This is a genomic window from Arenibaculum sp. (assembly GCF_035998295.1).
Lineage (GTDB): Bacteria > Pseudomonadota > Alphaproteobacteria > Azospirillales > Azospirillaceae > DASYHS01.
In genome coordinates, this window is record NZ_DASYHS010000136.1 from 1 (window position 1) to 3,466 (window position 3,466).

5 protein-coding genes are annotated in these 3,466 nt (G+C 71.6%); 2 read left to right on the forward strand and 3 right to left on the reverse strand.

The window, feature by feature from the left end; translation table 11 throughout:
- Positions 1-66 precede the first annotated feature (66 nt).
- Genes VGO20_RS13465 through VGO20_RS13475 form a run of 3 tightly spaced genes read right to left on the reverse strand, consistent with a single transcriptional unit; the run spans position 67 to position 2,444 of the window.
- Positions 67-684 carry a glutathione S-transferase family protein gene (locus VGO20_RS13465; RefSeq protein WP_327502872.1) on the reverse strand — a complete coding sequence of 206 codons (618 nt, stop codon included), beginning with the start codon at positions 682-684 and terminating at the stop codon, positions 67-69.
- Positions 685-723: 39 nt separating this feature from the next.
- On the reverse strand, positions 724-1,665 hold the full coding sequence (locus VGO20_RS13470) for a 2-hydroxyacid dehydrogenase (protein ID WP_327502873.1): 942 nt from the start codon (positions 1,663-1,665) through the stop codon (positions 724-726).
- 14 nt (positions 1,666-1,679) lie between these two features.
- On the reverse strand, positions 1,680-2,444 hold the full coding sequence (locus tag VGO20_RS13475) for an SDR family NAD(P)-dependent oxidoreductase (RefSeq protein ID WP_327502874.1): 765 nt from the start codon (positions 2,442-2,444) through the stop codon (positions 1,680-1,682).
- A 119-nt stretch (positions 2,445-2,563) separates the two neighbouring features.
- Between VGO20_RS13475 and VGO20_RS13480 the strand changes: the two genes are divergently transcribed.
- Together VGO20_RS13480 and VGO20_RS13485 are read left to right on the forward strand one after the other, a co-directional pair.
- Complete coding sequence (locus tag VGO20_RS13480; protein ID WP_327502875.1) at positions 2,564-2,866, forward strand: hypothetical protein; 303 nt, start codon at positions 2,564-2,566, stop codon at positions 2,864-2,866.
- Between the two features lie 309 nt (positions 2,867-3,175).
- Positions 3,176-3,466, forward strand: a 291-nt coding sequence (locus VGO20_RS13485; protein ID WP_327502876.1) for an SDR family NAD(P)-dependent oxidoreductase, incomplete at its 3' end; no start/stop codon positions are given.

A 3,466-nucleotide genomic window follows, 5' to 3' on the forward strand; every position in this document is an offset into this window, starting at 1 on the left:
CGCGCAGGGACGCGCCGGCGGGAAACGACGACGCGCGGCCGGCGGCCCTGCATTCGGCGTGACGGGTCAGTTCCGCTCGAACACGGGGGCGAGCTTCGGGTCCCGCTCGACCGCGCCGGCGATCGCGGCCAGCCGGGGGCAATGCTCGGCGAACCAGTCCCGGCCCGGCGACCAGCAGGTCATCACGGCGATGCAGAGGTCGAGCGCCGACCGGCTTTCCCCCAGGAACCACGGCGTGCCGGCGGCAGCCTCGACGACCTGCCACATCCGGCAGCGATGGTCGGCGACGCGGCGCTGCAACTCGTCCCGCGCGCGCGTGCCCGACACCCAGCGGTCGGGGAAATCGTCGTAGAGGAAGGTCGAGTAGACATTGGTGACCAGGAACACCAGCCAGCGCAGGAAGGCCGGCCGGGCGGGGGCGTCCGGGGCGGGGGCGAGCCCGCTGCCGGGATGGACGTCCGCGAGGTGGAGCACCATGGCGGCACTCTCCGTCATCACGCGGCCGTCGGGCAGCACCAGCGTCGGGATCTGGCACAGCGGGTTCAGCTGCCTCAGCCGGTCCAGGTTCGGGCCATCGCCCCAGGGTACCGCCTCGGTGAAGCGGTGGGGCGTGCCGGTGAACTCCAGCGCGATCTCGGGGATCATGGAGCCGGTCATGCGGCCGCCGAACAACTCGTAGGTCACGGGGCGGGTTCTCCGTCGATTCGGGGGTCGGTTACGGGATCAGGCTATGGGGGTCGGGAGCGGCCGCCCCTCGAACCAGGCCGCCAGATTGTCGAGCAGGAGGCGGCCCATGGCTTCGCGGGCGTCGAGGGTGCCGCCGCCGAGATGCGGGGACAGGACGACGTCGTCGCGCGCCAGCAGCGCTTCGGGCACGTTCGGCTCGTCCTCGAACACGTCGAGCCCGGCGCCGCCGAGCCGTCCCTCCTCCAGGGCGGCGACCAGCGCCGCCTCGTCGACGACCGTGCCGCGGGCGACGTTGACCAGCACCCCCGCGGGGCCGAGCGCATCGATCACCCGCGCGTCGACCAGGCGGCGCGTCTCCTCGCCGCCGGGGCAGGCGAGGACGAGGAAGTCCGAGGCCTGCGCGAGGGACGCGGGGTCGGCGTGCCAGCGGTAGGGCAGGTCGGGCTTCGGCCGGCGTCCATGATACTCGACGGTCATGCGGGACGCCTCGGCCCGGCGGGCGATCGCCGCGCCGATGCGCCCGAACCCGACGATGCCGAGCGTCCTGCCGCCGAGCGAGCCGGTCAGGGCCGGGCGGGAGCGCAGCCAGTCGCCCCGGCGCACGAAGCGGTCGCCGGCGGAGATCCGGCGCACGACCGCGATCAGCAGCCCCATCGCGAGGTCCGCCACGTCGTCGATCAGCAGCATGTCCGGCGTGTAGGCGATCGCGATGCCGGCGGCGCGCGCCGCGGCGACGTCGATGGCGTCGTAGCCGACGCCGAAATTGGCGACGAGCCCGAGATTCGGGAAGCGGGCGAGCGTCGCGGCGTCCGCGCCGACCGTGCCGCTGGTGACGAGCGCGCGGACCCGGGCCGCCTCCTGCCCGCCGACCGCGTCGCCGCGCCAGAGATGGTGCGTCTCGTATGTCCGCTCCAGGGCCTCCAGGAGCGGAGGCCCGAGCCGGGCCGCGACCGCGACGGCCGGCCTCGCCGTGGTCACGGGTCCCGCCGTACTCATGTGGCGAGCCCGGCCCGGCGCCGCAGTTCCGGATCGCGGATCGACAGCTCCTGCCCGGCGAGGTCGCGGGCCGCCGTACCGCAGAGATGAAGGATGACGCGCGCGGGTTCGGCGGCCGGCGCGAGGGAGGACCGGGGCAGGCGGCTCACGTCGTTGATCCCGGACGCCCGGATCACCGCCTGCATGCCGGTGTCGACGACGCCGGGCATGAAGCCGTAGGCGCGCACGCCGGCATCGCGGTATTCGAGGTCGATCGAGCGCGTCAGCATCGCCAGGCCGGCCTTGCCGGCGCAGTAGGCGGACCAGCCTTCCTTCGGGGCATGCGCGGCGCCGGAGCTGACATTGACGACGACGCCGTCGCCGGTGGCCGCGAGGTCCCCGATCGCCGCCCGGACCAGATGGTACGGCCCGGCGAGATTGACCATGAGGCTGTGCCGCCACTGTCCGGGGTCGGTGTCCGCGATCATGCCGATCGGCTCGACGACGCCGGCATTGTTGACGAGCACGTCGATCCGGCCGAAGCGGCCACGCGCGTCGGCCACCATCGCATCGACCTGGGCGTGGTCGGCGACGTCGCAGGCGGCGACGACATGATCCGCGCCGGCGGCGGCGAGCCGGTCCGCCAGATCGCCGGCCCGGTCGGCGGAACGCACCGCGGCGACGACGCGCATCCCGGCCCCTGCGAGCGCCACGGCCGTCTCGAGGCCGATGCCGCGGCCGGCACCCGTCACGATGGCGACCTTCCCGGCGAGTTCTTCCATATCCAGCCTCCTGCTGCGGACGAGCCCCATTCGACCCATGGACGCCCACCGGGTCAAGGCGTGATCCCGTCCCGCTTCGCCTGTTTTCCCTCCAAGCCAATCGAACGGGAGACCAAGCCATGGCGAAGACCACGACCGAGCACGAGGAGATCCGACGCTGGGCGGAGCGCAACGGCGGCAAGCCCGCCGCGGTCAAGCGCACCCACCAGGGTGGAGACGTCGGGATCATCCGCATCATGTTCCCGGATGCACCGCAGTCCGAGCACGGCGACCTCGTCGAGATCGGATGGGACGAGTTCTTCCAGGAATTCGAGGACCGGAACCTCGCGCTCCTGTACGACGAGGACGGCCTGTTCAACAAGATCGTCGGCCGGGACACGGCCGAGCGCCGCCAGCAGGGCGACCACGACGCGGCGCGCTGAGCGCGGCCGCGTCGGCGCCCCGGAAAGCCGTCCTGATTCGTGCTGGCACGGCCGCACGGCGCACCCGATGATGCGCGGCAATCATCACACTTTTGTATGTGAGCCTTTGCTTCACCTGGAAGTGGAGCGCAATGGAAATCATTCCACTTGAAACCGAAGGAGCCTGGACAACGTGGTTCGTCCAGGCTCTTTTTCTTTCCATTCAAAAGGCTTGGTGCTTCATCCCGCCGGATGAATTCCGAAATTTCCGCGCGACGGTACTTGACGCACGGGGGGCGGTGAATAGACTTTCCTCATAAAGTATTATGAATGAGCGGCGGCCCAGCCGGACCGCTCCGTCGCGGCGAGCCCGGCCCGGCCCGGGCCCCGAATGTCGGGAGCAATGACCGTGCCTACATCCCGGAGAAAAGCGGCTTCCCGCCGTCCGCCGGCGGGTGTCCGGTGGTGACGGACGCCTTTGCGCGCTATCCCAGCCTGTGCGACCGGCCGGTCCTGGTGACCGGCGGCGCGACCGGGATCGGTGCCGCCATCGTCGAGCATTTCGCCGCCCAGGGCGCGCGCGTCTGCTTCATCGACATCGACGAGGCGGCGGGGGATGCG